Origin of the sequence: Micromonospora sp. WMMD1274, assembly GCF_049179035.1 — a bacterium.
GTDB lineage: Bacteria > Actinomycetota > Actinomycetes > Mycobacteriales > Micromonosporaceae > Micromonospora > Micromonospora tulbaghiae.
The window spans coordinates 4,754,553-4,778,322 of record NZ_JBMHMG010000001.1 but is presented as its reverse complement, the minus strand read 5'-3'; the positions used below and the strand labels follow the sequence as shown (position 1 = coordinate 4,778,322).

The 23,770-nt window shown below is 74.3% G+C and carries 22 protein-coding genes, 3 tRNA genes and 1 pseudogene; 8 read left to right on the top strand and 18 right to left on the bottom strand.

Annotation, left to right across the window (positions count from 1 at the left end):
• Positions 1-37: 37 nt before the first annotated feature.
• Positions 38-883 carry a helix-turn-helix domain-containing protein gene (locus tag ACN27D_RS22735; RefSeq protein ID WP_013474343.1) on the top strand — a complete coding sequence of 282 codons (846 nt, stop codon included), beginning with the start codon at positions 38-40 and terminating at the stop codon, positions 881-883.
• A 4-nt stretch (positions 884-887) separates the two neighbouring features.
• Positions 888-1,088 (top strand): DUF397 domain-containing protein, encoded by a 201-nt coding sequence (locus ACN27D_RS22730; RefSeq protein ID WP_120571209.1) that lies wholly within the window; start codon positions 888-890, stop codon positions 1,086-1,088.
• 21 nt (positions 1,089-1,109) lie between these two features.
• On the opposite strand, the gene ACN27D_RS22725 is transcribed toward ACN27D_RS22730, so the two are convergent.
• The 5 genes from ACN27D_RS22725 to ACN27D_RS22705 form a co-directional block, all read right to left on the bottom strand.
• Positions 1,110-2,159 (bottom strand): ROK family protein, encoded by a 1,050-nt coding sequence (locus tag ACN27D_RS22725; RefSeq protein ID WP_421499951.1) that lies wholly within the window; start codon positions 2,157-2,159, stop codon positions 1,110-1,112.
• Between the two features lie 85 nt (positions 2,160-2,244).
• Positions 2,245-3,036 carry a putative protein N(5)-glutamine methyltransferase gene (locus ACN27D_RS22720; RefSeq protein ID WP_421499950.1) on the bottom strand — a complete coding sequence of 264 codons (792 nt, stop codon included), beginning with the start codon at positions 3,034-3,036 and terminating at the stop codon, positions 2,245-2,247.
• A 172-nt stretch (positions 3,037-3,208) separates the two neighbouring features.
• Positions 3,209-4,327 (bottom strand): cystathionine gamma-lyase, encoded by a 1,119-nt coding sequence (locus tag ACN27D_RS22715; protein ID WP_421499949.1) that lies wholly within the window; start codon positions 4,325-4,327, stop codon positions 3,209-3,211.
• A gap of 11 nt (positions 4,328-4,338) precedes the next feature.
• Positions 4,339-5,346 (bottom strand): NAD(P)H-dependent glycerol-3-phosphate dehydrogenase, encoded by a 1,008-nt coding sequence (locus tag ACN27D_RS22710; protein ID WP_120571211.1) that lies wholly within the window; start codon positions 5,344-5,346, stop codon positions 4,339-4,341.
• Positions 5,343-6,068, bottom strand: coding sequence for a lysophospholipid acyltransferase family protein (locus tag ACN27D_RS22705; RefSeq protein ID WP_421499948.1), 726 nt, complete (start codon positions 6,066-6,068; stop codon positions 5,343-5,345). Before ACN27D_RS22705 ends, ACN27D_RS22710 begins: the two co-directional genes overlap by 4 nt.
• 95 nt (positions 6,069-6,163) lie before the next feature.
• Here ACN27D_RS22705 and cofC point away from each other — a divergent pair.
• The 3 genes and pseudogenes from cofC to ACN27D_RS22690 form a co-directional block, all read left to right on the top strand.
• Positions 6,164-6,787 (top strand): annotated as a pseudogene (gene cofC / locus ACN27D_RS22700) (2-phospho-L-lactate guanylyltransferase); the annotation flags it as partial.
• 276 nt (positions 6,788-7,063) lie between these two features.
• Positions 7,064-9,370 (top strand): RNA degradosome polyphosphate kinase, encoded by a 2,307-nt coding sequence (locus ACN27D_RS22695; protein WP_421499947.1) that lies wholly within the window; start codon positions 7,064-7,066, stop codon positions 9,368-9,370.
• 7 nt (positions 9,371-9,377) lie between these two features.
• On the top strand, positions 9,378-10,295 hold the full coding sequence (locus ACN27D_RS22690; protein ID WP_421499946.1) for an NUDIX hydrolase: 918 nt from the start codon (positions 9,378-9,380) through the stop codon (positions 10,293-10,295).
• Positions 10,296-10,323: 28 nt separating this feature from the next.
• On the opposite strand, the gene ACN27D_RS22685 is transcribed toward ACN27D_RS22690, so the two are convergent.
• The 4 genes from ACN27D_RS22685 to leuC all read right to left on the bottom strand — a co-directional run bounded on the left by ACN27D_RS22685 (position 10,324) and on the right by leuC (position 15,249).
• A complete protein-coding gene (locus tag ACN27D_RS22685; RefSeq protein WP_421499945.1) occupies positions 10,324-12,303 on the bottom strand; it encodes an endonuclease/exonuclease/phosphatase family protein in 1,980 nt (659 codons plus the stop codon).
• A gap of 134 nt (positions 12,304-12,437) precedes the next feature.
• The gene (locus ACN27D_RS22680) at positions 12,438-13,043 is read right to left on the bottom strand and encodes an HU family DNA-binding protein (protein WP_421499944.1); all 606 of its coding nucleotides are present in this window, start codon (positions 13,041-13,043) and stop codon (positions 12,438-12,440) included.
• Between the two features lie 159 nt (positions 13,044-13,202).
• Positions 13,203-13,790, bottom strand: coding sequence for a 3-isopropylmalate dehydratase small subunit (gene leuD / locus ACN27D_RS22675; protein ID WP_120571216.1), 588 nt, complete (start codon positions 13,788-13,790; stop codon positions 13,203-13,205).
• 16 nt (positions 13,791-13,806) lie between these two features.
• Positions 13,807-15,249, bottom strand: a complete 1,443-nt coding sequence (gene leuC / locus ACN27D_RS22670) for a 3-isopropylmalate dehydratase large subunit (protein WP_421499943.1) — start codon at positions 15,247-15,249, stop codon at positions 13,807-13,809.
• Positions 15,250-15,298: 49 nt separating this feature from the next.
• Here leuC and ACN27D_RS22665 point away from each other — a divergent pair, with 49 nt between their 5' ends.
• A complete protein-coding gene (locus tag ACN27D_RS22665) occupies positions 15,299-15,985 on the top strand; it encodes an IclR family transcriptional regulator (protein ID WP_013284529.1) in 687 nt (228 codons plus the stop codon).
• 186 nt (positions 15,986-16,171) lie between these two features.
• On the opposite strand, the gene ACN27D_RS22660 is transcribed toward ACN27D_RS22665, so the two are convergent.
• The 4 genes from ACN27D_RS22660 to ACN27D_RS22645 form a co-directional block, all read right to left on the bottom strand.
• A tRNA-Glu gene (locus ACN27D_RS22660) sits at positions 16,172-16,244 on the bottom strand.
• Positions 16,245-16,397: 153 nt separating this feature from the next.
• Positions 16,398-16,470 (bottom strand) — tRNA-Glu (locus tag ACN27D_RS22655).
• Between the two features lie 76 nt (positions 16,471-16,546).
• Positions 16,547-16,618, bottom strand: a tRNA-Gln gene (locus ACN27D_RS22650).
• A gap of 106 nt (positions 16,619-16,724) precedes the next feature.
• Positions 16,725-17,528: a fumarylacetoacetate hydrolase family protein gene (locus ACN27D_RS22645; RefSeq protein ID WP_120571218.1), complete on the bottom strand. Its 804-nt coding sequence runs from the start codon at positions 17,526-17,528 to the stop codon at positions 16,725-16,727.
• Positions 17,529-17,744: 216 nt separating this feature from the next.
• On the opposite strand from ACN27D_RS22645, the gene ACN27D_RS22640 reads away from it, so the two are divergent.
• Positions 17,745-19,214: a hypothetical protein gene (locus ACN27D_RS22640; protein ID WP_121686060.1), complete on the top strand. Its 1,470-nt coding sequence runs from the start codon at positions 17,745-17,747 to the stop codon at positions 19,212-19,214.
• A gap of 34 nt (positions 19,215-19,248) precedes the next feature.
• Positions 19,249-20,133: a 3-methyladenine DNA glycosylase gene (locus ACN27D_RS22635; protein ID WP_421499942.1), complete on the top strand. Its 885-nt coding sequence runs from the start codon at positions 19,249-19,251 to the stop codon at positions 20,131-20,133.
• A 27-nt stretch (positions 20,134-20,160) separates the two neighbouring features.
• Here the strand turns inward: ACN27D_RS22635 and ACN27D_RS22630 are convergent, their stop codons facing one another.
• The 5 genes from ACN27D_RS22630 to ACN27D_RS22610 form a co-directional block, all read right to left on the bottom strand.
• The gene (locus ACN27D_RS22630; RefSeq protein WP_421499941.1) at positions 20,161-21,294 is read right to left on the bottom strand and encodes a cellulose binding domain-containing protein; all 1,134 of its coding nucleotides are present in this window, start codon (positions 21,292-21,294) and stop codon (positions 20,161-20,163) included.
• 87 nt (positions 21,295-21,381) lie between these two features.
• On the bottom strand, positions 21,382-21,954 hold the full coding sequence (locus tag ACN27D_RS22625) for a GNAT family N-acetyltransferase (RefSeq protein WP_120571222.1): 573 nt from the start codon (positions 21,952-21,954) through the stop codon (positions 21,382-21,384).
• A 49-nt stretch (positions 21,955-22,003) separates the two neighbouring features.
• Entirely contained in the window at positions 22,004-22,429 is a 426-nt protein-coding gene (gene arfB, locus ACN27D_RS22620; RefSeq protein ID WP_120571223.1) for an alternative ribosome rescue aminoacyl-tRNA hydrolase ArfB, read from the bottom strand.
• Positions 22,430-22,438: 9 nt separating this feature from the next.
• Positions 22,439-22,735 (bottom strand): hypothetical protein, encoded by a 297-nt coding sequence (locus ACN27D_RS22615; protein ID WP_013284522.1) that lies wholly within the window; start codon positions 22,733-22,735, stop codon positions 22,439-22,441.
• A 152-nt stretch (positions 22,736-22,887) separates the two neighbouring features.
• Complete coding sequence (locus ACN27D_RS22610; RefSeq protein ID WP_421499940.1) at positions 22,888-23,748, bottom strand: S1C family serine protease; 861 nt, start codon at positions 23,746-23,748, stop codon at positions 22,888-22,890.
• Between the last annotated feature and the right edge of the window lie 22 nt (positions 23,749-23,770).

Below are 23,770 nucleotides of genomic sequence, written 5' to 3'. Positions count from 1 at the left end.
ATGCCCGCTTTCCCGCGGGATGTGCGACCATCGATGCATGGCGCCGAAGACCGCCCGGGCCCGACGGCTCGGCATCGCCCTGCGGACCCACCGGGAGGCCGCCGGCCTCACCCTGGAGGCCGCGGCCGACGAGATCAACAGCACCCGGAGCACGTTGTCCCGCTACGAGAACGCGCAGACGCTCGTCAGTCCTGCCACCGTGCGCGCGCTGCTGACCAGCTACGGCGTGGGCCCGGCGGACATCGCCGCGGCGGTGCAGCTGGCGAAGGACGCCCGCAAGCCGGGCTGGTGGGTGTCCTATTCGTACCTGCTGGACCAGCGCACCATCGACTTCATCGCGTTGGAGGCCGAGGCCACCGGCATCGCGAACTTCGAGCCGTCGGTGGTGCCCGGCCTGCTCCAGACCGCCGACTACATCCGCGGGGTGATGCGCGGCGGGCCGCACACGCTCACCGACGAGCAGGTGGAGCAGCGGGTCCAGCTACGGCTGGACCGCCAGCAGCGGCTCTCCGGCGCCGAGCCGCCGATCCTCGACGCCATCATCGACGAGGGCGCGCTGCTGCGCCCGGTCGGTGACCGCTCGGTCATGTCCGGCCAGCTCCAGCACCTGCTGAAGATGGCCGAGCTGCCGAACGTCACGGTGCAGGTGATCCCGCTGGCCGCCGGCTACCACCGGGGCACCCGGGGATCGCTGCACATCCTGGAGTTCGCCGACCCGGAGGACCCGATCATCGCCTCGGTGGAGACGGTCGCCGGGCAGATGGTCCTCGACCGGCCGGGTGACCTGCGGACCTGCGCCAAGATCATGGAGCACCTGCGGACCGTGGCGCTGAGCCCGGCGGCCAGTCGGGACCAGCTCCTCCGCCTGCTGAACGAGAGGTGACCAGATGAACGGCACGAACCGCGCGAACCCCACACCGGCCCGCTGGCGCAAGAGCAGCCACAGCGGCGACGAGGGCGCGTGCGTGGAGATGGCGCCGCTGCCCGGCGCGGTGGCGGTCCGCGACTCCAAGGACCCGGCCGGCCCGGTGCTGGTGTTCCCGCCGCAGGCGTGGGCAGCGTTCACCGCGGCGCCGCCGCACGCCTGAGCGGCCCTCGGCGGGCGGCGATCAGCCGAGTGGGGCGGCGGCGGTGACGATGCCGCGTACCGCCTCCAGCGCCGCGATGGCCACCCCGCGCGCCCCGGCCATGTCCCGGTCCGGCACCAGCGCGAAGGTGGCCACCGCCCGCTGCTCCTCCCGGAGCACCGTGTGCTCGGCGACGGCGGCGAGGAACCAGTCCCGGAACTCCGGCGCCGCCTCCACCACACCCCCGCCGACGAAGTACGCGTGCGGGTCGGTGAAGTTGGCCGCGATGGTGAACAGCCGGCCCAGCGCCTTGGCCTGCTGGGTGAACACCAGGCGGGCCAGCGGGTCGCCGCGTTCGCCGTAGCCGCGCAGCAGCTTCGCCGCCCGGTTCGGCTCCTCCGCCGCGAGCGGGTGCTCCGGGTGCCGGGCCAGCCAGTACGGCAGCAGGTTGCGCCGGATCGCGGTGAGCGAGGCGACGCTCTCCGCGTCCCCGGTGAAGCCGCAGGCGCAGACCGGCGCCGCCTGGTCCGGCTCGACCAGGCCGTCCAGCGGGATGTGCACGTGCCCGAACTCGCCGGCCATGCCGGCCGCGCCGCCGATCACCCGACCGGACTCCACCACTCCCCCGCCGAGCCCGGTGCCGACGATCGCGGACACCGACGACCGGGCCATCGCCTCGGCGCCGAAGTGCACGTGGTGGGCGTAGAGCGCGGCGGCGTTGCCGTCGTTGGCGTATACCACCGGCAGGCCCAGCCGCCGCTCCAGCGCGGTGCGCACGTCGAAGCCCCGCCAGGCGGGCTGGGAGAAGTTCGTCGAGCCGCGGGACGAGATGACGCCGGTGGCGCTGGCCGGGCCGGGCGTGTCCAGCCCGACCGCGCGGACCAGGTCACGCGGCACGCCGGTGTGGGCCAGGACGCCGTCGAACGCCCGCGCCAGCGCCTCCACCGCCGCCTCCGGGCCGTCGCCGACCTCGCTCGGGATCTCCAGCAGCCCGTCCACCAGGAACCGGCCGTCGACTGTGAGCACCGTGGCGTTGTCGCTCGTGCCCCCGTTGTCCAGCCCCACCACCACCGGCACACCTGAGCCGCCCACCGCCACCGCCTCCCGCCGCGCCTGACCCGAGGCTAGTTCCCGCCCGGCCCACCCGCCACGCCCCGGCGCGGACTCCCCGGTGCGGTCAGCCGGGACGACGGGCGGTGACCGCCGTGGCCTCCCGCTCCTCGTCGCGTACCACGGCGGGGGCCAGCCCGGCGGCGGTGAACACGGCGCACAGTTCCGGGGCCTGCGCGGCGCTCGCCTCGACCACGACGTGCCCGCCCGGCGCGAGCCACTCGGCTGCGCCGGAGGCGACCCGGCGCAGCACGGCCAGGCCGTCCGTGCCGCCGTCCAGCGCCACCGGCGCCTCGTAGAGACGCGCCTCGGCCGGCAACGAGGCCACCGCACCGCTCGGCACGTACGGCGCGTTCGCCACCACCAGGTCCAGCTCTCCGCGCCGCCCGGCCGGCAGCGCGTCGAACAGGTCGCCCTGGTAGACCGGGACGCCGAGCGGTTCGAGGTTGCGCCGGGCGCAGGCCACCGCCACCGGGTCGATGTCGGCGGCGGCCAGCCAGCGGGGCGCCAGCCGTTCGTGCAGCACCACGGCGGCGGCGCCGGAGCCGCAGCACAGGTCGAGCACCGCCGGCGCCGGCCCGGCCAGCGCCGTCGCCGCGTCGATGAGCAGCGCGGTCCGGCCGCGCGGCACGAAGACCCCCGGGTGTACGGCGATCCGCCGGCCGCAGAACTCGGCCCAGCCGAGCAGGTGCTCCAGCGGCAGGCCGGCGACGCGACGGTCGACCAGCCGGGTCAGCGACTGCGCCGAGTCGGCGGCGGCGATCAGCAGTTCCGCCTCGTCCTCGGCGAAGACGCAACCGGCGGCGCGCAACCGCCGGACGAGGGCGGGACGGTCGGGGGTGAACACGGTGGATGCCATGGCAAGCCTTTCGGGAAGCGCTCGTCGGCGCCCCCGGCGTCGCCTCAGCCCCGAAGCGACGCGGACTCGGAGGGAGCGCCGGTCCTCTGCTGGTGGATCGGACTCACCTCCTCGGGTCGGGGCCGCACGGGCCGTGGCTGACCGTCACGATAGCCCAGCGGCCGACACGCCGTCAGCCCGCCGCGTCGAGCGCCGCCGACACGTCGGCGAGCAGGTCGGCGGTGTCCTCGACGCCGCAGGAGAACCGCACGAAACCCGCCGACGTGTCGTCACCCCACTGGGCCCGCCGGTCGGCTGTGGTGTGCAGGCCGCCGAACGAGGTGGCCGCGGCCACCAGCCGGGCGGCGCCGAGGAACCGGGCCACCCGGCGCTCGTCGCCCAGGTCGAACGAGAGCACACCCGGTACGCGCCGCATCTGGGCCGACGCGACCGGGTACGCCGGGTCGTCCGGCCGTCCGGGCCAGCGCACGCCGGTGACATCCGGGCGGGCCGCGAGCAGGTCGGCCAGCGCCCGCGCGTTCGCGGTCTGCCGGGCCAGCCGCAGGTCGAGCGTGGCCAGCGAGCGGTGGGCCAGCCAGCAGTCGAACGCGCCCGGCACCCCGCCGGTGGCGTTGCGCCAGGTGGTCGCCGCGTCCCGCAGCCCCGGGTCCCGAGTGGCCAGATAGCCCAGCAGCAGGTCCGAGTGGCCGGTCAGCGCCTTGGTGCCGGAGGCGACCACCACGTCCGCGCCGAGGTCCAGCGGGCGCTGCCCGAGCGGCGTCGCGGTGGTGTTGTCCACCGCCACCAGCGCACCGGCGGCGTGCGCGGCGGCGGCCACCGCCCGGACGTCGGCGACGTCCAGGCCGGGGTTCGCCGGGGTCTCCAGCAGCACCAGCCGGACACCCTCGAACGAGGGGTACGGCCCGGCCGTCGGCACGAGCACCACGCGTACGCCGAGCTGTTCCAGCGTGCCCGAGGCGAACGCGCGCACCGAGTAGTAGCCGTCGGCGGGCAGCAGCACGGTGTCGCCGGGGCGCAGCACGGTCAGCAGCAGCCCGGTGATGGCGGCCTGGCCGCTGGCGAAGACCCGGCAGTCGCCGCCCTCCAGCTCGCCGATCGCGGTCTCCAGCAGCCGCCGGGTGGGGTTGTCGGGCCGTCCGTACCCGTCCACCGCCGCCGACGGGCCGCGCTCCGGGTCCAGGTGGTACGGCGCGGCGAAGACCGGGCCGGGCAGGAACGGCTGCCCGGGTACCGCGTCCGGCAGGCCGGCGTGCACGCTGCGCGTGCCGTCACCCCAGTGCTCGTCGGTCATCCCGGCTCCGCTCACTCGTACGACTCGGGCTTGGCGGTGCGGCTCATCAGCGCGTCCACCGCCAGGCGCGGATCCATCCCCTCGTGGCAGATCCGCTCGATCTGCTCGGTGATCGGCATCTCCACCCCGTGCGCCCGGGCCAGGTCGCGGATGGCCAGGCAGCTCTTGACGCCCTCGGCTGTCTGCCGGGTGGCCGCCTGGGCCTGTTCCAGCGTCTCCCCCCGGCCCAGGTGCTCGCCGAAGGTGCGGTTGCGGGCCATCGGCGACGAGCAGGAGGCGACCAGGTCACCCATGCCGGCCAGCCCGGCGAACGTGATCGGGTCGGCGCCGAGCGCCACCCCCAGCCGGGCGGTCTCGGCCAGGCCGCGGGTCATCAGCATGGCCCGGGTGTTGTCGCCGAAGCCCATCGCGGTGGCGATGCCGTACGCCAGCGCGATCACGTTCTTCACCGCGCCGCCCAGCTCGCAGCCGATCACGTCGTCGTTGGTGTACGGGCGGAAGTACGGCGTCCGGATGGACGCCTGCACCAGCGCGGTACGGCGGCTGTCGGTGCCCGCGACGACAGTGGCGGCCGGCTGCTCGGCGGCGATCTCCGGGGCCAGGTTGGGCCCGGAGACGACCACCACCCGGTCGGCGGGCACCCCGGCGGTCTCCGTGATCACCTGGCTCATCCGCTTGGTGGTGCCCAGCTCGATGCCCTTCATCAGCGACACCAGCGTGGCGTCCGGCGCCAGGTACGGCGTCCAGTCGGCGAGGTTGCCGCGCAGCGTCTGCGAGGGCACCGAGAGCACCACCACCTCGGCCCCCTCGATCGCCTCGGCGGCGTCACCGGTGGCGGTCACCCGCTCGGGCAGGCGTACGCCCGGCAGGTACTCCGGGTTGTGCCGCCCGGTCCGGATCGCCTCGGCCACGGCGGCCCGGCGGGCCAGGACCGTGACGTCCCGCCCGGCGTCGGCGAGGATCTTGGCGAACGCGGTCCCCCAGGAACCGGCGCCCAGCACGGCGACGTGCCCGCTCATTCGGTGGCCTCCCGGGTGCCGGTGCGGGCGGGCCGCTGCCAGAGCGGCGGTGGTGTGCCGCCGCGGATCTCCGCGACCAGATCCCGGATGCGCAGCATGATGGTGTCCGTCATCTCCTCCAGGATCGGCCGGGTCGGCGTGGCGCCGGCCCAGCGGCTCAGGTCCACCGGCGGACCGGCGATCACCGTCACCGGGGTACGCGGGCGCAGCCCGAACCGGGCCGTGCGCGGGTCGAACATCCGTTCCGGGCCGACCATGGCGATCGGGACCACCGGGGCGCCGGTGGCCAGCGCCAGGCGGGCCGCGCCGGTCTTGCCCTTCATCGGCCACAGGTCCGGCTCGCGGGTGGTGGTGCCCTCCGGGTAGATCACCACCGCGCCGCCCTCGGCCAGCGCCGCGACCAGCTTGTCCAGCGACTTGACCGCCTCGACGGTGCCCCGCTCGACCGGGATCTGCTGGCACCGGTGCAGGATCCAGCCGACCACCGGCACCCGGAACACGCTGGCCTTGCCGAGGAAGCGCGGCCAGCGCCCGGCGTCGTAGATGTAGTGCGCGACCACGAGCGGGTCGGCGTGCGAGATGTGGTTCGGCACGAGGATCACGCCGCCGTCGCCGCGCAGGTGCTCCATGCCCCGCCAGGTGCGCCGGGTCCAGACCGTCATCAGCGGCTTCACCAGCACCACGGCGAGCCGTCGCCAGACCCCCAGCCTCCGCCGTGCCACAGTGCCTCCTCGATCCGCCCTCGCGCCCCGGCACAGAATCATGCCTGTTCGCCCCCGCTGCGGCCAGTGCGGGTACCGCCGCCCTCGCTGGCAGGATGGTCGGCGTGTCTGAGGCCCGCTGGACCGTGGTGATGCCGGTGAAGCGCCTTCCGGCGGCGAAGAGCCGTCTGCGGGGCGCGCTGCCCGGCGTACCCCATGAGGAACTGGCACTGGCCCTGGCGGCCGACACGCTGCGCGCGGTCCGGGCGTGCCCGGCGGTCGCCGGGGTGCTCGTGGTCACCGACGACCCGCGGGTGAGCGCGGCGGCCGGCGCGGCGGGCGCCCGCGTCGCCGGCGACCCCGGCGGCGGGCTGAACGCGGCGTTGCGGCACGGCGCGGCCGTCGCCGGGCCGCGCGCCGCCGTGGCCGGCCTGACCGCCGACCTGCCGGCGCTGCGACCGGCCGACCTGGCCGCCGCGCTGCGGGCCACCCAGGGGGTACGCGGGTTCGTGGCTGATGCCCCGGGCGGAGGCACCGTGCTGCTCGCCGCGCCGGCCGGTACGCCGCTGGCGCCGCGGTTCGGGCCGGGCTCGGCCGCGGCGCACGCGGCGAGCGGGGCGCTGCCGCTCGCCGGCGACTGGCCCAGCCTGCGCCGGGACGTGGACACCCCGGCGGACCTGGCCGACGCCGCCGGGCTGGGCGTGGGGCCGCGCACGGCCGCGCTGCTGGCCCGGGTCGCCGCGGCGGTGGAGTACGGTGCTGGCATGCAGGGGACGGTGGCGACCTACGACGCGTCGACCCGCAGCGGTGTGCTGCTGCTCGACGACGGCACCGAGCTGGCGTTCCCGGCCCGCGCGTTCGACGCCTCCGGGCTGCGACTGCTCCGGTTGGGGCAGCGTGTCCGGATCGAGCGGGACGCCGACGGCGAGGTGGTCCGGGTGACCTTGCCGACGATGGCGTGAACAACCTGGCCCGAGTTCATTTTCCGTTCACCCTTATCGGGGAATCATGAGGTGGTGAGCACCCCTCGCGAGCAACCCGACGGCCCGCCGCCGATCCTCGACCCCGGCACGCCCCGCAACGGCCGCCCCACCCGCGGCCCGGACGGGCGGTTCCGCCAGCCCCGGCCCCCGGAGGAGCGCCTCGGCGCCGATCCGGACGCGGCCGGCGCGGCCGGGCTGGACGAACCGCTCGACCCGGTGGAGGGCCCCGGCCCGGCCGACGAGACCGCAGCGGACGCCGCGTCGCCGGCCGTGCCGCCGCTGCCGGAGGACCGCTTCCTCAACCGGGAGCTGTCCTGGCTCGACTTCAACGCCCGGGTGCTGGCGCTCGCCGAGGACCCGCGCACCCCGCTGCTGGAACGGGCCAAGTTCCTGGCCATCTTCGCCAGCAACCTGGACGAGTTCTACATGGTCCGGGTCGCCGGGCTGAAGCGGCGGCTCTCCGCCGGCCTGCCGGTACGCGGCGGTGACCGGCTGCCGCTGCGCACCCAGCTCGACCTCGTCACCGCCAAGGCGGCCGGCCTGGTCGCCCGGCACGCCGCCTGCCTGGTCGACGACGTGCTGCCGAAGCTCGCCGCCGAGGACATCCGCATACTGCGCTGGAGCGACCTGGACGACGCCGAGCGGGAGCGGCTGCGCACCTGGTTCCGGGAGCACATCTTCCCGGTGCTCACCCCGCTGGCGGTCGACCCGGCGCACCCGTTCCCGTACATCTCCGGCCGGTCGTTGAACCTGGCCGTGTCGGTACGCGACCCGGACGGCGGCTCGGAGTTGTTCGCGCGGGTCAAGGTGCCGAACAACGTGCCCCGGTTCGTCCGGGTCCACCGCGACCAGCCGGGCGTGCGGTTCCTGCCGGTCGAGGACCTCATCTCGGTGCACCTCGGCCAGCTGTTCTCCGGCATGCAGGTGGTCGAGTGCCACCTGTTCCGGGTGACCCGCAACGCCGAGGTGGAGGTGGACGAGGACCGCGACGAGGACCTGCTCCAGGCGCTGGAACGGGAGCTGGCCCGGCGCCGGTTCGGCCCGCCGGTACGCCTGGAGGTCGCCGCCTCCATCTCCGACCACATGCTGGAGCTGCTGGTCCGCGAGCTGGACATGGACGGCCACGACGTGCTGCGGGTACGCGGGCTGCTCGACCTGTCCGCGCTCTGGCAGGTCTACGGCGAGGCCGACCGGCCCGACCTCAAGGACCCGTCGTTCGTGCCGGCCACCCATCCGCGCCTGGCCGAGGGTGAGGTGCCGCGCAGCGTCTTCGCCACGCTGCGCGACGGCGACGTGCTGGTGCACCACCCGTACCACTCGTTCGCGACGAGCGTGCAGCGCTTCGTCGAGCAGGCGGCGGCCGACCCGAACGTGCTCGCCATCAAGCAGACGCTCTACCGCACCAGCGGCGACTCCCCGATCGTCGACGCGCTCGTCGACGCGGCCGCCGCCGGCAAGCAGGTGGTGGTGCTGGTCGAGCTGAAGGCGCGTTTCGACGAGGTGGCGAACATCGGCTGGGCGCGCACGCTGGAACGAGCCGGCTGTCACGTGGTGTACGGCCTGGTGGGGCTCAAGACGCACTGCAAGACCGCGCTGGTGGTACGCCAGGAGGGCAACCAGATCCGCCGCTACTGCCACATCGGTACCGGCAACTACCACCCCAAGACCGCCCGGCTCTACGAGGACTTCGGCATGCTCACCGCCGACCCGGAGATCGGCGCCGACCTGACCGACCTGTTCAACGTGCTCACCGGCTACAGCCGGCAGACCGCGTACCGGCGGCTGCTGGTGGCGCCGCAGGGCATCCGCAGCGGCCTGATCGAGCGCATCGACCGGGAGATCGAACACGTCCGGCTGGGCATGCCGGGGCTCGTGCAGTTCAAGGTGAACTCCCTGGTGGACGAGGAGATCACCGACGCGCTCTACCGGGCGTCGCGGGCCGGCGTGCACGTGGACCTGCTGATCCGCGGCATGTGCACGCTGCGGCCGGGCGTGCCGGGCCTGTCGGAGAACATCCGGGTCCGCTCGATCCTCGGCCGGTTCCTGGAACACTCCCGGATCTTCCGGTTCGGCAACAACGGCGACGCCGAGTTCTGGATGGGCTCGGCCGACCTGATGCACCGCAACCTGGACCGCCGGGTGGAGGCGCTGGTGCAGGTGAGCGACCCGGTGGCCCGGGCCGAACTGGACCACGTCCTCGCCGCCGCGTTCGATCCCGACGTGGACGCGTTCGAGCTGGCCGCCGACGGCACCTGGCACCGGCGTACCGCCGACGGCGACGTGCCGCTGACCCACCTCCAGGATCTGTTGCTGCGCCGGGTCGGCGGGCGGGCCGACTGACCGGGCCGTGGGGCGTGCCGGGCGGGCATACGGTGAGCGGGTGAGCGACGACGAACCGGTACGGATCCGGGCCGCGGGCGGCGTGGTGTGGCGCCCGGGTCCGGCCGGCGTCGAGGTCTGCCTGGTGCACCGTCCCCGGTACGGCGACTGGTCGCTGCCGAAGGGCAAGCTGGACCGCGGTGAGCACCCGCTCGTGGCAGCCGTCCGCGAGGTGGCCGAGGAGAGCGACGTACGCGCCGTGCCGCAGGTACGCCTGCCCACCGTCCGCTACCGCAGCGAGGGTCTCGCCAAGGCGGTCGACTACTGGTCCATGCGGGCGGCCGGCACCGGCGGTTTCCAGCCCGGCACCGAGGTCGACGACGTGGCCTGGTTCCCGGTCGACGACGCGGTACGCCGGGTCAGCTACCCGCACGACGCCGAGGTGATCGCCGCGTTCGCGGCGCTGCCGCCGGTCACCGCGACGGTGCTGCTGGTCCGGCACGCGCACGCCGGCAAGCGCGGCACCTGGACCGGCCCCGACCACGGCCGCCCGCTGGACGAGCAGGGGTGGGCGCAGGCACGTCTGCTGGTCCCGCTGGTGGCGCTGGTCCGCCCGGCCCGCCTGTTCTCCGCCTCGGCCCGCCGCTGCGTGCAGACGCTGGACCCGGCGGCGGCCCGGCTGGACCTGCCGATCGAGGTCTGCGGCGACTTCGACGAGCCGGCGCCGGGCCAGCAGGTCGAGGAGTGCGCGCTCGCCGCCGCGGCCCGGCTGACCGCGCTGGCGCAGGCCGTCGGGACGGTAGCGGTGTGCAGCCAGGGCAAGGTGATCCCGGGCGCGCTGGAACGGCTCACCGGCCGCGTGGACGAGGACTTCACCACCGCCAAGGGCGGCGGCTGGCTGCTGCCGTTCGCCGGTGACCGGTTGGTCCTTCCCGACCGGTTGTGAGGCCGGCCGCGGTTCTTGCGGCGGCCGCTCAGGGCAGCGTGACGGTGAGCGTCACCGGGAGGTGGTCGCTGGCCTCGGTGCGCGGCGCGCGTACCTCGCCGGCGGTCAGGCCCGGCGACACGAAGACGTGGTCGATCTGGGTGCGCGGCTCGTCGGCCGGGCTGGTCCGCAGCGGCCGGGCCGCAGCCAGCGCGTCCACCAGGCCCGCACGGGTGAACTCGGCGAACGCCGGGTCGTCCGGTTCGGTGTTCAGGTCGCCGCCGAGCACCAGTGGACGGCCGTTCGCGTACCGGCCGGCGAACGCGGCCACCTCGCCCGCCTGCTCGACCGGATCCCGGCCGGGCGGCGGTTGCAGGTGCGTGGCCACCACCGCCAACTCGCGGCCGCCGACCTCGAGCGTGACGCCGAGGGCCTGCGCCCCGGTCGGCGCGCCGTGCGCGGTGAGCCGCCGGGTCTGCCCGGAGCGCATCGGGAAGCGGCTGAGCACCGCGTCGCCCCAGACCGGGTCGGCGGCGGGCGCGAAGACGTACGGCATCCCGAGCCGCCCGGCCAGCAACGCCAGCGTGTCGTGGCCGCCGTTGAGCCACCAGCCCCGATCCACCTCGCTGAGCAGCACGACGTCCGCGTCGCGCAACTCCCGGGCCACCGCGTCCAGGTCCAGCCGGCCGTCCAGGCCGAACCCCATCCGGATGTTGTACGCGGCCACACGTACCGCCGCCGGTGCGGTGGTGGCCCGGGCCGATGTGGGCGGCACGTGCAGCGCGGCGGCGAGCCCGGCCAGCGCGGTGAGCCCCGCCAGGGCCGCGACCCGGACCGTGGCGGGCAGCACCGGGCCGGGCGCTGCCGCGCCGCGCGACATCGGGGCGGGCGACGTCCTGGCGGGGCGGACAGGCGCGGTAACCGCCACCAGAGCCACCAGGACGGCCGTGGCGACCGGAGCCCACCCGTTGGGGTACCCCACGTCGTAGGCGGCGTAGTAGGCCACCGTGGCCACCGCGAACACCAGCATCCCGAGCACCGCCACCCGTCCGCGCCGCGCCCCCGCCCGCCCGTCGTCACCGTTCCCGGCCGCGTCGTCGGCGGGCGTGTCGGTGAGCGCCAGGCAGCCGCCCAGACCGGCGGCGGTGAGCAGGTACGCCGGGACGAGACGCCCGGTCACGAACAGCACCGACCCGGCGAGCAGCGCCAGCGGCCACAGCACCCGGGCCACGCGCGCCGGTGCCCGGAACAGTGCCGCCGCGAGGAACAGCAGCACCGCGAGCGCGCCCCACAGCGATCCGCCGGCCGGGCGGGCGAGACCGGGGAAATCCGGCGACCCGGTGCCGGCGGCGGCGCTCCAGATCGCCGGGGCGAGCGCCACCTGACCGGCCAGCAACAGCGCCGGCCCGCACAGCGACCAGGCCCGCCGGCCCGGGGTGGGCACGCGCCGCCCGCCGTCGCCGTCCGCCGCATCCGCCGCCGGCCGCGCCGCGTCGGCGCGTACCGGAGCGGCCGTCCGCTCCCGCCGTGCCACCGACGCGGCCAGGAACGCCGCTACCAGCAGGGCGCTCAGGCCCCAGCCGAGCACGCCGCCGCGCCACACCAGGTCCTCGGTGCCGAGCAGGGCGTGCCCGACCGCGTTCCCGGCCAGGCCGAGCGCCAGCCCGGCGACCGGCCTTGGAACCGACGCGGCGATCGCGGCGAGCCAGACCAGGCCCGCGAGCAGCCCGGCGCAGGCCAGCCAGAGCTGGGCCGGGCCGCCGGGTTGCGCGGTCAGCGCCAGCCGGGCCACCGCCAGCACGCCCGCGGCGACGAGTCCGACCGGGCCGGCACCCATCCGGCGTACGAGCGTGGGCGCGGCGAGGGCGAGCAGGAACCAGCCGAGCGCGAACGCGCCGAGCAGTTCGGCCGGCGTCTCGGCGGCCTGGCCGAACAGGGTGATGATCGACGGCAGCCAGACCCGCAGCACGTCCAGCAGAATCGCGATGCCCAGCGCGAGCGCCAGGGTGGAGAGGTGACGGTGCCGCACGGGCGCCTCTTCTCGTGACCGACGGGGGTTTTCGGCACGGCGATTCTGCGGGGCGCGGCGGCGGGCGGTCAACGCGTACCCATACGAAAGGGCGCCCACCGCGAACGGTGGGCGCCCTTTCGTGGGCCGTCCGGTCAGCGCCGGGTGGCGGCCTTCTTGGCCGGCGCCTTCTTCGCGGGCGCCTTCTTCGCCGCCGTGGTCTTCTTGGCCGTGGCGGACTTCGCCGCGGTCGTCTTCTTGGCGGTGGTGGTCTTCTTCGCCGCGGTGGACTTCGCCGCGGTCGTCTTCTTCGCCGCCGTGGTCTTGGTCGCGGCGGCCTTCTTCGCCGGCGCGGCCTTCTTCGTCGCGGTGGTCTTGGTGGCCTTCGCCGCCGTGGTCTTCTTCGCGGCGGCGGTGGTCTTCGCCGCGGTGGTCTTCTTCGCGGCGGCGGTGGTCTTCTTCGCGGCGGCGGTGTCCTTCGGCACCTTGCCGCTGGCCACCATCTCCTTGAAGCCCGCGCCCGCCCGGAACGTCGGGACGGAGGTCTTCTTGACCTTCACCGCCTCGCCGGTCCGCGGATTGCGCGCTGTTCGGGCTCCCCGGACGCGCTTCTCGAACGCTCCGAAACCGGTGATCGCCACCTTCTCGCCCTTGGTGACCGCCGCCTGGACCTCAGCGAGAACCGCGTCGAGCGCGGCCGTCGCCGTCTTCCGGTCCCCCAGGCGAACGGCGAGCGCCTCGATGAGCTCGGCCTTGTTCACGACTTCCTCCCGATTGTGCAACTGACTCGACGCGAGCCATTCTGCGCGCACGGTATGCCCTGTGCTGCCTGGACACAAACATTCGGTGGAAAAAAGCCCTTGTGTCGCAACGGATTCGCCCCCACCGGATGCACCGGTGGGGGCGAATAGCGCTGGAAGTCAGGCGATCGAGGGCAGGAACGCCGGCCGGTCGGCCTCGTACGCGCTGATCTCGGCCTCGTGCCGGAGGGTGAGTCCAATGTCGTCCAAGCCCTCCATCAGCCGCCAACGGCTGTGGTCGTCCAGCGGGAACGCCCAGGTGGCGTCACCGGCGTGGACCTGGCGGGCGGCGAGGTCGACAGTGATCGGCGTGGTCGGCTCGGATTCCACGAGATCCCACAGTTCTTCCACGGCTTTCAATTCCAGCTCGACCGGAAGGAGACCTTCCTTGAGCGCGTTGCCGCGGAAGATGTCACCGAAGCGAGGCGAGATGACGGCCCGGAAGCCCCAGTCCCGCAGCGCCCACACGGCGTGCTCCCGGGAGGATCCGGTGCCGAACTCGGGGCCGGCGATCAGAATCGACGCACCCGAATGGACGGGATCGTTGAGGACGAATGACGGGTCCTCCCGCCACGCGTTGAACAGACCATCGGCGAATCCGGTCCGGGTCACCCGCTTGAGGTACACGGCGGGGATGATCTGGTCGGTGTCCACGTTGGATCGGCGCAGCGGCACGGCCGTGCCGGTGTGGGTGGTGAACTTGTCCATCTGTCGGCTGCCCTTCTTACAGGTCGGCGGGGGCGGCCAGCCGGCCGACCACGGCGGTGGCGGCGGCGACCGGCGGGGACACCAGGTGGGTACGCCCGCCCCGGCCCTGGCGGCCCTCGAAGTTGCGGTTGGAGGTCGAGGCGGAACGCTCGCCCGGCTTCAGCGTGTCCGGGTTCATGCCCAGGCACATGGAGCAGCCGGCGAAACGCCACTCGGCGCCGGCGTCGGTGAAGACCTTGTCCAGCCCCTCGATCTCGGCCGCCTCGCGGACCGCGGCGGAGCCGGGGACCACGAGCATGCGTACGCCGTCGGCGACCCGCCGCCCGCGCAGCACCTCGGCGGCGGCCCGCAGGTCCTCCAGGCGGCCGTTGGTGCACGAGCCGACGAACACCACGTCCACCGCGAGGTCGCGCAGCGGGGTGCCCGGGGTGAGGTCCATGTACTCCAGCGCCCGGCGGGCGGCGACCCGCTCCGGCTCGGTGACGAACTCCTCCGGGTCCGGCACCGTGGCGCCCAGCGGCACGCCCTGCCCGGGGTTGGTGCCCCAGGTGACGAACGGCGTGATCCGGCTCGCGTCCAGCGTCACCTCGGTGTCGAAGGTCGCGCCCTCGTCGGTGGGCAGCGTCCGCCAGTACTCCAGCGCCGCGTCCCAGTCGTCGCCCTGGGGCGCGTTGGGCCGCCCCTTCAGGTACGCGAACGTGGTCTCGTCCGGCGCGATCATGCCGGCCTTGGCGCCCCACTCGATGGACATGTTGGCGATCGTCATCCGCCCCTCCATCGAGAGGTCGCGGATCGCCTCGCCCCGGTACTCGACGATGTGACCGCGTCCACCGCCGGTGCCGACCTGCGCGATCAGCGCGAGCACCAGGTCCTTGGCGGTGACGCCGGGCGCCAGCTCGCCGACGACGTTCACGGCCATGGTCTTCGGGCGGGCCTGCGGCAGCGTCTGCGTGGCCAGGACGTGTTCGACCTCACTGGTGCCGATGCCGAACGCCAGCGCCCCGAACGCGCCGTGGGTGGCGGTGTGCGAGTCGCCGCACACGATCGTCATGCCGGGCTGGGTGAGGCCGAGCTGCGGGCCGATGACGTGCACGATGCCCTGGTTCTCGTCGCCCAGCGGGTGCAGGCGGACGCCGAACTCGGCGCAGTTGCGACGCAGCGTCTCGATCTGGGTGCGGGAGGTGGGGTCCGCGATCGTGAGCAGGTCGCCGCGCCGGGAACGGAACACCGGGTCGTCGTACCCGGTCGGGGTGTTGTGGTCCTCGGTCGCGATCGTCAGGTCGGTACGGCGGACCCCGCGCCCGGCCAGACGCAGACCGTCGAACGCCTGCGGGCTGGTCACCTCGTGCAGCAGGTGCAGGTCGATGAAGAGCAGGTCCGGCTCGCCGGCGGCGGAGCGGACCACGTGTGCGTCCCAGACCTTCTCGGCCAGGGTCCTCGGTTGAGTGACTCCCACCATCTGGACATCCTAAATTCTGGGAGGTAAATTTCGGCTTGTGGGACACAGTATGAGCGGTGTCGGCGTTCTCGACAAGGCGGTGGTCATCCTGGCCGCCTGTGTCGACGGCGCTAGCCTGGCCGAACTCGTTGAACGCACCAAGCTGCCCCGGGCCACCGCGCACCGGCTGGCACAGGCGCTGGAGATCCACCGGATGCTCGTCCGGGACACCCAGGGGCGCTGGCGCCCGGGTCCACGCCTGGGCGAGCTGGCCAACGCGGCCCCGGACGTGCTCCTGACCGCCGCCGAGCCGCTGCTCGCCGCGCTACGGGACGCCACCGGCGAAAGCGCCCAGCTCTACCTGCGCCGCGCCGACGAGCGGATCTGTGTGGCCGCCGCCGAGCGTGCCAGCGGCCTGCGGGACACCGTCCCGGTCGGCTCGGTGCTGCCGATGACCGCCGGTTCGGCGGCGCAGATCCTGCTCGCCTGGGAGCCGCCGGAGGCGGTCATGCCGCTGCTCCCCCGCTCCAAGTTCACCGGCCGCACGCTGGCCGAGGTGCGGCGGCGCGGGTGGGCGCAGAGCGTCGCCGAGCGGGAGGCGGGTGTGGCGAGCGTCTCGGCGCCGATCCGCGACCGGACCGGGCGGGTGATCGCCGCGATCAGCATCTCCGGCCCGATCGAGCGCCTCGGCCGCCGCCCCGGCGAACGCCACGCCATGGCAGTGGTCCGAGCCGGCCAGCGCCTCTCCGGCCTCTAACCCCCCGCCCCCCACCCACCCCACCCACCACCCGCCCCCGTTGATCATGAAGTTGGCGGCATTTTTGATCTCTCAGACTGCCGCTAACTTCATGATCAACGGGCGAGGGCGGGGAGGGCGCGGGGAGGGCGGGGCGGGGATGCGGAACGGCCCGCCTCGCGGAGCGAGACGGGCCGTTCGTGGATGTAGCCCCGACCGGATTCGAACCGGCGCTACCGCCTTGAGAGGGCGGCGTCCTGGGCCGCTAGACGACGGGGCCAGGCACTTTTTCGTGCTTCACCACCCTGCCGGGCGGTGTGGCAGTAGTCTAGCGGCATCCCGTCCGGCACCACGGAGGGGGGTCCACCCCCTGCGCGCGTGGGCCGGACAGCAGAAAGCCCGCCCCGGAGAACGGGACGGGCTGTCGGTGCTGTAGCCCCGACCGGATTCGAACCGGCGCTACCGCCTTGAGAGGGCGGCGTCCTGGGCCGCTAGACGACGGGGCCAGAACCTTCATTGCACTCCGCCAGCGTGAGCTGCCGGATTCCAGCGTCCGAGGGTTCTCGCGAACCCGCGGCTGCGCTGGGGTACCAGGACTCGAACCTAGACTAACTGAACCAGAATCAGTCGGGCTGCCAATTACCCCATACCCCATTGGCCCCTTGCGGCGCCGGGAATGAACTTTACCCTCCCGGTGCCGACAGGCCAAATCCAACCCCTCGAAACCCACCTGACCAGCGGAAACGAGGCATCGGAGCGATCAGGCGACAGGGACCACCGGGTTGCTCAGCTCCCCGATCCCCTGGATCCGCACGGTGACCGTATCCCCCTCGGTGAGCGGGCTAACCCCCGCCGGCGTGCCGGTGAGGACCACGTCGCCGGGCAGCAGCGTCATCACGTGCGAGATGTACGACACCAGGCCGGCAACGTCGAACACCATGTCCTTCGTCCGGCCGAGCTGGCGTACCTCCATCTCCTCCGGGTTGCGACCCACCTCACACCGGATCTCCAGGTCGCTGACGTCGAGCCCGGTGGTGATCCACGGCCCGATCGGGCAGAACGAGTCGAAGCCCTTGGCGCGGGTCCACTGCCCGTCGGAGCGCTGGAGGTCCCGCGCGGTGACGTCGTTGGCGCAGGTGTAGCCGAAGATGGCCCGCTCGGCGGCGGCCCGGTCGGCCCGGCGGGCGCCCGGGGCGCCGATCACCACGGCGAGTTCCGCCTCGTGCTCGACCTGCTTGGAGAAGATCGGCAGCCGGATGGCGTCGCGCGGGCCGATCACCGAGGTGGACGGCTTGAGGAAGAGCAGCGGCTCCTTCGGCACCTCGCTGCCGTGCTCGGCGGCGTGCTCGGCGTAGTTACGGCCGACACACACCACCTTGCTGGGCAGGATCGGCGACAGCAGCCGCACGTCGGAGAGCGCCCAGCGGGCGCCGGAGAACTGGATCTGCCCGAACGGGTGGCCTTCGATCTCGGCGATGGTCAGGCCCTGCGGCCCGGCCTCCGGCTCGCCCTCGACGACCCCGAACGACATTCCCTTGGCATGAGCGAAACGAGCGATACGCACCCGGCCAATCTATCCCCGCCCGCGGGCCGCCCGGCGGACACCGGCAGGCGGCACGCCCCGGCGGTCGCGCACCACACCCTCGCGGGCCGCCGGCGGCACCGGACCGGCGGGAGCCGCACAGGGTACGCGCGATCGCGCCGGACGGGGCGGGAATGGCGGCTTCGTACCCGCCCGGCGGGCCCCGGACCATAGCTTCGGGTCCGGAGGTTCGTTGGTATGCCTGCATCGAGACGACACCACAGGGCCCTGGCAGTGTTCGTGAACTGCCTCGGCGTCATCGCCGCCGTACCGGCGCTGTCCCCGGCGACGCCAGGCGCGGCCGCCGCCCCCGCCCATCCGGCTCCGGCACCGGCGGTCTTCCCCGGTGCCGCGGCCACCCCGATCCCGACCGGCGTGCCGGCGGTGCCCCCGGCGGTGCCGACCACCGGCCCGGCCCCGGTCCGGCCGTCGATGCCCCCGGTGAGCGTGGCGGTGGGCGCGTCGGGCACCCCGGCGCCGGGCTACCGGATCGAGGTCCGCAACGCCGGCTCGGCACCCGTCGACACGATGGTCCGGCAGGAGTTGCCGAACGGGTCGCGGGCCACCACGGTGACCGGCGGCGGCCGGGCCAGCCGGCCCGCCGGGATGAGCGCCGGTGAGGTGACCTGGCGGCTGCGGCTGCCGGCGAAGAGCACCACCACGCTGCACACCGCGCTGTCGGTCCCCGGTCCGGGCCGCTCGGTGACCGCTCCCACCTGCGTGTACGGCACGGACGGCACCCGCCCGTTCGACTGCGCCACGGCGACCTGGGTGGGTGCCGCGACGGCCCCGGCGGCGCAGGTCACCGCCGCCCCGGCCTGGCGGCGACCGCCGGTGCTGCTCGCCGCGTTCACCGCGCTGCTGGTGGTCACCGCCGGTGTGGTGTGGTGGGCGGTGTGGCGCCGCCGCCGGCGCACGGCCGCGCGGAGCGCCGCGACGCCCACCGGTACGCCCGGAGGCGGCGCCATGCACACCGGCGCCCCCGAAGGCGGCGTGCCCGGCCTGGACATGCCGGGCGGAGCCGGACCCGGCCAGGGCGGACCGGGCAACGGCATGCCGGGCCACAGCGGGCCGGCCGAGCGGGGCACCGTCTATCCGCGTACGGCAGTGCCGTCGCCCGCGAGCCGTCGTCGCCGGCCGCCGGTCTGGCTCGTGGTCGGCGTGGCGGCGGCGGTGCTCGCCGGTGTGGTCGGCGCGGCGGCCTGGTCGGCCACACAGCGGGTGGCCGCGATGGACACCACCAAGCAGCCGACGAGCGGCGCGTGGGTGGGCAGCAGCGTCACCGGCGCGCTGGGCCAGCCGCTGCGCGAGACCGCGTTCGAGTTCACCGTCTACCGGGTGAGCTGCGGCGCCGACGTCCTGCCACCGGCGCCCGGCGGGGGCCGGCCGTGCCTGGCCACGGTCGGGGTGCGCAACCTCACCAACGAGGACCAGACCTGGCACGGGCAGTTGCAGCGGGCGTACCTGCCGAGCGGCAACTGGGTGGCGGCGGACGAGGACGCGACCCGGGTGGCGAACCTGGGCCGGGACGTCTTCTCCCAGCCGGTGGCCGCCGGGCGGCGGGTGCTGCTGCCGCTGGTGTTCACCATGCGCGGCGACGAGCCGCCGAAGCGGCTGGAGTTGCGCAGCGGCGTCTTCTCCGCGGGCGTGCGGGTGGACGTGGCGTGATCCGGGCACGGGCGGCGGTCGTACCCTGGGGTGTGTGACCGCCGCCCTCGCCCCCGCGCTCGACCTGGCCGACTGGCAGGCGCGCCGGCACGCCCACGAGGCTCGGGTGGACGCCTGGCTGACGCCGCACCTGGCCCGCCGCCGCACCGGGGTGAAGCACCCGGTCGAGGACTTCCTGTTCACCTACTACTCGCACCGCCCGGCGCAGTTGCGCCGCTGGCACCCGGGTGCCGGCGTGGTGCTGCGCGACGCCGACCCGGCCGGTTTCGGCCCGGACTACACAGCGGCCTCCGCCGGGCTCACTCTCGACACCGATCGGGTACGCGCGCGGCGCGCCGAGTCGATCGCCTGGATCCGTACGCTGCTCGCGGCGACCGCCGGACGCCCGGCGCAGTTCGGCTGTTTCGGCATGCACGAGTGGGCGATGGTCTACCGGCAGACCCAGGAGCAGGTACGGCACAACGCCTGGCCGTTGCGGTTGAGCCCGGCGGCGACGGCGGCTGTGGTCGAGGAGCGCGGCGTGCGGTGCAGCCACTTCGACGCGTTCCGCTTCTTCACCGCGCCGGCCCGGCCGCTCAACGTGCTCCAGCCGACCCGGGAGGGTCAGCACGCGCTGGAGCAGCCGGGCTGCTTGCACGCCAACATGGATCTGTACAAGTGGGCGTACAAGCTGTCGCCACTGGTGCCGTCGGAGCTGGTGGCGGACTGTTTCGCGCTGGCCCGGGAGATCCGGGCGCTGGACATGCGGGCCAGCCCGTACGACCTGGCCGACCTCGGCTACCCGCCGGTGCGGGTGGAGACGCCGGAGGGCCGGGCCGAGTACGCCGCGGCCCAGCGCGGGTTCGCCGAGCGGGCCGCCGGGTTGCGGGCCCGGCTGCTGGCCGCGCTGGACCGGGCCGTGCCGGCCGACCCCCGTTGAGCGGAGCCGGCCGGCACGCCCGACGGCTCAGCTCGCCACGCAGGTCAGCGCCGGGCTCGGCGCGGTTCCCTCGGCCAGGAACCCGAACGTGGTCTGGACGGCCGGGGCCAGCGCGCCGTTCCAGCTCGCGTTCCGGGCGGTCACCGTGGTTCCGCTCTGTGTCACGTCCGCGCTCCACGCCTGGCTGATCCGCTGTCCGGCGGCGAGCGGGAAGCGTACGGTCCAGCCGCCGATCGGCGCGGCGCCGTCGTTGCGGACGGTCACCTCGCCCTGGAAGCCGCCCGGCCACTGACCGGCGAGGCGCCAGGTGGCGGTGCAGCCGCCGGGCGCCGCCGTCGGGCCGCCGGTGGGCGACGGGCTGGTCGTCGGTGACGGGCTGACGGTGGGCGACGAGGTGGGGCCGCCGGTCGGGGACGTGGTCGGGCCGGGCGTGGTGCGGTCGAGCGCGGCGACCAGCGCCGGGTACCACCGGTCGGACATCTTCTGGTCCCCGGCGGCGTTCGGGTGCACGCCGTCGTACGTGTCGGTGGCGGTGCTGAACCCGGTCCACTGGTCGACCACCACGATCGGCGACGCGGCTGTGGTCTTCCCGGCCGCCCAGCCGTCGACGAGCGCATTGAGCGCCACCGTCCGCGAGCCGCACTCGGGGCAGCTCGCCGGGTTCATCGGGATGATCTTCGCGACCAGCACTGTGGTGGCCGGGTTGGCGGCCCGCATCTGGTCCACCAGCTTCGAGTACGCGGCCAGGATGGTGGCGGGCGCGATGTTGCTCCACACGTCGTTGGTGCCGAAGTGCATGAGCACGACGTCCGGCCGGGTGGCGGCGAGCCAGCCGGGCAGCAGGTTCTGGTTCGCCACGTTCGTCGCGAGGTAGCCGCCGTGCCCCTCGTTGTCGCCGTCGTACGGCACACCGCAGCCCTGCGGCCCCAGCGTGCCGACGAAGTCGACGTCGGTGTGGCCGGTGGACTGGAGGCGGTTCCAGAGCAGTGCCCGCCAGCAGCCGGGCGACCCGGTGATGGAGTCGCCGAGCGGCATGACGCGGACCGGGGTGGCCGCCGCGGCGGCCGGGGGCGTGGTGGCGGTGAGGGTGAGGCCGAGGGCGAGGACCGGTAGCAGCGCGGCGAGCGCGGTCAGCGCGGCGCGCAGCGGGTTTCGGGACATGCGGAAAGGACTCCTGTCACTGTGACGTGGTGGTCGGTGACGGCCCTGAAGCTCCCGTACGCATTGAAGCGCTTCGACGCCTCCGGCTCAAGCCTCCGGGTGACCCCGATGCCGGTTCCACTCCGGGGCGAGGATCGACATGACTGTGGCGTCCACCCAGTCGTCGCCGTCGCGCAGCACCTGCCGCAGCGTCCCCTCGGCGACGAAGCCCACCTTCTCGTAGGCGCGCCGGGCACGCGGGTTGAACGCGAACACCTCCAGGCCGATGCGGTGCAGGCCGAGCTGCTCGAAGCCGTACCCGACGATGAGCCGGACCGCCTCGGTGCCGAGGCCGCGGTCGCGGCCGCCGGGGCCGATGAGGGTGCGGAAGTTGCAGCTCGCGTTGGTCCGGTCCCACTCGTTGAGGACCACCTCACCGACGCAGACACCGCCGGCCCGGTCCACCACCGCGAGGTCGAGCCGGTCGTCCTGGCTGTTGCGGGTGCCGTACCAGGCGCGCAGGCGGGACGGCTCGAACGTCTCGCCGGCCGGGCTGCCGGTCAGCCGGGCCACCTCCGGGTCGGCCAGGATCTCGGCGAGCGCCGGCAGGTCGTCGTCGTGGAACGGGCGCAGCACGACGAGCTCGCCGGTGAGCGTGGGCTTGACGGAGAAGTCGATCACGTGGCGGAATTCTCCGCGCGGCGCGCGTGGCGGCTCAACGGATTTTCGGTCAGTCGCCGTCCACCCGGCGGTCGCGTTTGCGCTGGGACTGGCGCTTCTTCTCGGCCAGACGGCGCTCCTTCGCGCCACGGGAGGGGCGGGTCGGACGGCGTGCCTTCGGCGGCGGGGCGACTGCCTCGCGCAGCAGCGCGGCCATCCGCTCGCGGGCCGCCTCCCGGTTGGCCAGCTGGGCGCGGTGCTCGCTGGCGGTGACGGTGAGCACGCCGCCGACCAGGCGGCCGGCGAGCCGGGCCAGCGCGCGTTCCCGCAGCGCCTCCGGCACGCTCGGCGAACCGCCCAGGTCGAAGCTCAGCTCGACCCGGGAGTCGGTGGTGTTCACCCCTTGCCCACCCGGGCCGGAGGAGCGGGAGAACCGCTCGCGCAGCTCGGCGGCGGGCACCACGAGCCGATCGGTGACCCGCAGTCCGTCGTCCACTCCCCGAGGCTAGCGCCCGGCGCGGTGACTCGGGGTGGGGGTGGCGCTCGGCGTGGGACCGGCCCGTTCCTCGCCGCCGCCGGACGCCGCGTACGCGGCCGCGCCGACGAGCAGCAGGGCGATCACCGCGAGCTTGACGACCACGCCCCGGATCGCGAGCCAGGCGTTGCGCCGGGCGCCGGGGACGCTGGTACGGATCGTCTGGTAGTCCGTCCAGCCGCGTTTCGCACGCGCGTAGGAGGCGCCGACACCGGCGCCGATGATCAGGCCCACCACGAGGAGGGCCGCAATGACAGCTTGCTCCACCTCCGCCAGTATCCATACTCAGCGTAATATTTCTATGCCCCAATGATCCCACGCCGGATATCCGACACTTCGCACCGATCTTGCGGCGCCTGTGCAGGTCAGCGCCGCGCGGGGCGCCGGAGCAACCCCGCGCGGGTGGCCGCGCCGGCGACTCAGCCGCCCCGGCCGATGATGGTGTCGGCGGTCTGCTGGACCTGGTCGATCGGGATGGCGAAGCCGATGCCGATCGACCCGTTGCCGTCGATGGTGGCGATCGCGGTGTTCACGCCGACCACCTCACCGCGCGCGTTCACCAGTGGCCCACCGGAGTTGCCCGGGTTGATGGAGGCGTCGGTCTGCACCGCCGTGTGCCGGCCGTTGCCGATGCGTACCTGCCGGTTGAGCGCGCTGACGATGCCCGCGGTGACCGTCCCGGCGAGCCCGAGCGGCGACCCGACCGCGAGCACCGGCTCCCCCACCCTGGTCGAGTTCGCCTTGGCCAGCGGCAACGGCGGCAACCCGGCCGACGCGGGCACCTTCAGCACGGCCAGGTCGCTGGCCGGTTCCCGGCCCACCACCTCGGCCGGGAAACGCCGCCCGTCCGAGGTCTCCACCGTGACCGCGCCGGCACCGCCCCGGGCCAGGATGTGGTCGTTGGTGACGATGTGCTGCTCGTTGTCGATGGCGAACCCGGAGCCGGACGCGGACGCGCCGGAACGGCCCCCGACCATCACCGACACCACCCCGGGCACCGTCTTGCCGGCGGCGGTGACCAGCTCGGCCGGCACCGGCGCGGCGGAGGCCGCCGTCGGTCCCGGCGCGCCCCGGTCGGCCGCCCAGGTGCCGGCCGCCGCGCCGGAGACGGTGGACAGCGCCACCACCGCCGCCACACTCAGCAGCCGGTGCCGCAGGCTGCGCCGCCCGGCGTCCGGCCCACCCCCGGGTACGTCCCGGTGGCCGCGCCCGTCCGGGTCCAGCTCCGGCGAGACGAACCACGGTCCGCGTGGCTCGCCGAGTCCGGTCTGCACTGCCATGCCTGGCTCCTCACATGTCGTG